The sequence below is a fragment of the Streptococcus oralis genome (assembly GCF_001579175.1).
Lineage (GTDB): Bacteria > Bacillota > Bacilli > Lactobacillales > Streptococcaceae > Streptococcus > Streptococcus oralis_O.
The window spans coordinates 523,279-527,717 of record NZ_KQ970759.1; the positions used below are offsets into that span (position 1 = coordinate 523,279).

Genomic DNA, 4,439 nt, shown 5'->3' on the forward strand with positions numbered 1-4,439 from the left:
AACCTAATTGAAAATGAAGGGAGAACGTCTATGCCTAGACCAAAAACAAAAGAGGAATTAGTGCTAGCCTCTAAGGAAAACTATGAAAAACTTAATCTCTTAATTTCTCAGTTAAGTGAAGAGGAGCTACAGACTCCATTTGATTTTTCAAAAGACCAAAAGAAAAAGAAGCTCACTGGAAAAGAGATAAAAATCTACGGGATGTTCTGATCCATCTCTATGAATGGCATCAGTTACTTTTGACCTGGGTACATTCCAATCAAAAGGGTCATGAAAGACCTTTTCTCCCTAAACCTTATAATTGGAAAACTTATGGAGAAATGAATGTCGCTTTTTGGAAGAAGTACCAGAGAACGTCCTTAGAAGAAGCGACTAGGCTACTAGAGCAATCGCATAAAGAGGTTTTAGAGTTGATGGAAGGCTTCAGCAATGACGAATTGTTCACAAAAGGTGTCTATAAGTGGACGGGAGGCACAAGTCTAGGTTCCTACTTTGTCAGTAGCACCTCCAGTCACTATGATTGGGCTCTGAAAAAGCTTAAAGCTCACCGGAAGAATTGTAAGAGTAGCTAGTTGAAGTGCTATTGAAATTCACCAAAGGTTCTTATAAGTTTCGAATAGCTCAGTTATCTTCATTTTTGAGTTCTTCTAGCTTTAGAATCCTTCAAAAATTAAAATTTAAGGCTATCATGGACTTAGAATAGTAGGAAAACATTTATTTTATAGCAATTCTAAGTTTAGAATTGCATTGATATTAAAGGAATTGAGCTGTTCGATACTTAGAATGCCTTTATTCTGAGAAATGTTGACTATAAACTGGTTAGAATGGAGTTTTTCTGATATAGGATGATAGATAGATGGGGGATATGATGAAGATACAAAAAGAGAAAGTTAGAAAAGAGTTGGTGTCCCTCTGTTTGGGAGAGTTCACAGCCGTCCTATCCATTTGGTTTTGTTTTTCCTTTTGAAAAATCGGTTTGGTGATGTGAATAGTCTAGTAATCATTCTCTATCCACTGTCTTTACTGACATTTATTTTGCTTCAAGGTTCAATCTATTGGGCGATTTTGATTAGAAGACTCTTGAAACCTCAGTTCGGAAGCGCTAGTGTCCCCAAACTATATGGTGGTTTCAGAATACTAGACCTTGTTTTACTTATTTTAGGCTTTCCTTTTATTGTATGGAATACACAGAGTTTCCAAGTGGCTATTATAGCCACACTAATACAGCTTTTTGCCCTTATTGAATGGCTTAATTACTACCTCGTACGCCTATCTTATAGCTTGAACCCACTTGTTTTATGGAAACGAATCACCAAGAGAAAACTTGAAAAGAGCAGAATAGCCAAGGAGTTGGGGTAGGGGAGTGTAGTATTGGAGAGTATTTCAATCCTTTAAATTAATTCAGATATAGATTAATGAATATTTAAACTAGTAAGAACTTATAACAAATTTCAATGAAAAACTCAGGTATGTATTTGTAGAGAAAATCTTAATAATAAATTACGGATATCTAATGTAGTTAGTCAGTTTTTATTTGTGTAGTATGTTATAATTTGAATTGAAATGTATTATTTATGGAATAGGAACTGATAACAAATGATAAATTTTCGCGATTATTTTTCTATTTTCAATAGAAAACAATATCCAAATTTCAAAAGTTTTAGTGAAGATATCTTACTTGATGAAACCGGTCCGTGTTTATGTTTATCAGGAAAAATATTTAATGATTGTTGTAGAAAAAAACGGGAAGAGGCTTTTAGCCTTCCAGAAATTGAACGTAAAAAAAGACTAAGTGAATTTTATCAACTCTTTTTATATGAAAAGGACCATCACATTGCTCCACCGTCAAATAGTGTGATCTTTGAAAAAGAATCTAGAGGAAAAAAGAAAAGAATCAAATATTGTACTGCGAAAAAAGTCTATTCAAAAGATTGTGAAGATCTTATAAAAAATGCTCATACATTGTCAAGAGGAAACAATTTTAAAAGTTTGACTGATGAAAATTCTGTATACACTTTTAATGAACACGTTCCAATTATATTCTGGAATATTGATAAAATCGATTCTTGCTATATTAATCAAAAAGTTGAAAATCAAGCTAGTGCTTACCCCATGTATTGCGACAAACATGATACTTTAATTTTTAAGGAAATTGAACAAGCGGGCAAATCTCCATTCAAAAACACTTACATAGAAAATATTGAGTACGCAATTAAAAGTTGCTCTTTCGAACTATACTACAAGGTTTTAAATCTGAAGTATTTAGCAAACATGTTTGAACAAGAACCTTTAGTTTCAGATAATAGCTTTATTGATCATTATTTTTTAACCCAAAAATCTATGTTTGAGACTAATAAAGTATCAAACAAACTACTAGATTTACACAAAAGATATTCTAGAAAGGAGTACAAGTTCAAGAAATTTAAAACAGTTGTTATTGATATTCCTTCAAAAAAAATTGAATGTATATTGTCAGAAATGATGGAAGTTGATGGCATAAATGTTTTTATTAATATGATAAATTGCCCTTTGCCTAGAATAATTATTTCTTGGTATGATAATGGTCAAGTGTATAATCGTGATTGGGAAGAATGGGTGAACTTAATACTAATGAATTCAACTAATATTTTTTTTAGTAATCAATTTATCAGTGGTTTAGATCAATACGAAAAAACGTACCTATTCCTCAATCACAGAAGAACTCCCGAACTTTCTCAAGAACAACAAAACTTTTTAAAAATAAACGATAAATTATTAAAAGGGATAATTAATAAATTATGTAATCTCGCCCCCTTTTAGATTTATTGCCTCCCCTAGAAAGGAAACTTAATGTCCTACAAATTTCTACTTTTCGACCTTGACCACACCTTGCTTGATTTTGATGCTGCTGAGGATGTGGCTTTGACGCAACTTCTAAAAGAAGAAGGGGTTGCGGATATTCAAGCCTATAAAGATTATTACGTTCCTATGAACAAGGCTCTCTGGAAGAACTTGGAGCAAAAGAAAATCAGTAAACAAGAGCTGGTTATCACGCGCTTTTCACGTTTGTTTGCTCATTTTGGACTGGAGAAAGACGGTACTTTACTTGCCCAGCGATACCAGCTTTTTCTGGCCCAGCAGGGACAAACTTTTTCGGGGACTCATGAACTTTTGGACAGTCTCATTGAGCGTGATTATGAACTGTACGCTGCGACAAATGGAATCACTGCCATTCAGACGGGACGTTTGGCTCAATCGGGTCTGGCACCTTATTTTAACCAAGTCTTTATCTCTGAGCAGTTGCAAACTCAAAAACCTGACGCACTATTCTATGAAAAAATTGGTCAACAGATTACTGGATTTGATAAAGAAAAGGCCCTGATGATTGGAGATTCCCTAACAGCTGATATTCAAGGTGGCAATAATGCTGGGATTGATTCTATCTGGTACAACCCTCATCACCTGAAAAATAAGACGCAAGCTCAGCCGACTTACGAAGTCCATTCCTACCAAGACCTACTAGATTTTTTGGATGCTATGTAGTGCTTTTCCTAAGAGGGGATGATATGGAAACTAAAGTCATTGAAGAGATTGACAATTTACTAAACCTCATCGAGCAGTATCAGTTAAAAGGTGTGGTTGCTCAAGTAAATTCGTTAAAAGAGTTAAAGTATATCATAAGCAATCATATAGAGTTAAGTACTCGAGAGAAGATGAATATCCACTATTCACTCTTTCTCCCTAGGGGTGGCTTATCTGAACTCTACTATATGGACGCTAATCTTGAACGGATGATGTCTGTAAATAATCAACTTTCCAATGCTATTGATACAATCGAAAGGTTTTTAATGGCTGATTGATACTGTGAATACTCATGTCAAATAATAGGATGAATAGCAGTAGATAAGAACTGTAAAAAGTGGTTTCAATAGCCACTTTTTGCTATAATAGAGGCAGTAAAAATGAAGGAGCAGGCTTTATGCAACACTCATCTTGGCATGCTTTGATTAAGGAGCAATTACCTGAAGGTTATTTCGGGAAAATCAATCAATTTATGGAACAGGTCTATGCTCAGGGAACTGTCTATCCACCTAAGGAAAAAGTTTTTCAAGCTCTATTGACAACGCCACTTGAAGAGGTTAAGGTGGTGATTTTAGGGCAGGATCCTTATCACGGGCCAGGTCAGGCGCAGGGCTTGAGTTTTTCTGTTCCTGACTCTATCCCAGCTCCGCCGTCCTTGCAAAATATATTGAAAGAATTAGCAGATGATATTGGAGTTAAAGCATCCCATGATTTGACCGCTTGGGCTGAGCAAGGAGTCTTACTTCTCAATGCTTGTTTGACCGTTCCTGCTGGGCAGGCCAATGGTCATGCTGGACAGATATGGGAGCCCTTTACAGATGCTGTGATTCAGGTGGTCAATCATCTAGATAGGCCAGTGGTCTTTGTACTCTGGGGAG

At 35.4% G+C, this 4,439-nt stretch carries 4 protein-coding genes and 2 pseudogenes; all 6 read left to right on the top strand.

All coding sequences use genetic code 11. From position 1 onward, the window contains the following. The first annotated feature begins 30 nt into the window (after window positions 1–30). A pseudogene (locus SORDD24_RS02610) lies at window positions 31–572 on the top strand (ClbS/DfsB family four-helix bundle protein). A gap of 284 nt (window positions 573–856) precedes the next feature. Then, window positions 857–1,359: pseudogene (locus tag SORDD24_RS11595) on the top strand (hypothetical protein). 237 nt (window positions 1,360–1,596) lie between these two features. Further along, entirely contained in the window at window positions 1,597–2,799 is a 1,203-nt protein-coding gene (locus SORDD24_RS02620; RefSeq protein ID WP_061407170.1) for a hypothetical protein, read from the top strand. A gap of 30 nt (window positions 2,800–2,829) precedes the next feature. After that, window positions 2,830–3,522 (top strand): pyrimidine 5'-nucleotidase PynA, encoded by a 693-nt coding sequence (locus SORDD24_RS02625; protein WP_061407172.1) that lies wholly within the window; start codon window positions 2,830–2,832, stop codon window positions 3,520–3,522. 23 nt (window positions 3,523–3,545) lie between these two features. After that, complete coding sequence (locus tag SORDD24_RS02630; RefSeq protein ID WP_061407174.1) at window positions 3,546–3,839, top strand: hypothetical protein; 294 nt, start codon at window positions 3,546–3,548, stop codon at window positions 3,837–3,839. Between the two features lie 119 nt (window positions 3,840–3,958). Then, the coding region (locus tag SORDD24_RS02635; RefSeq protein ID WP_061407176.1) for a uracil-DNA glycosylase at window positions 3,959–4,439 on the top strand (481 nt) is incomplete at its 3' end.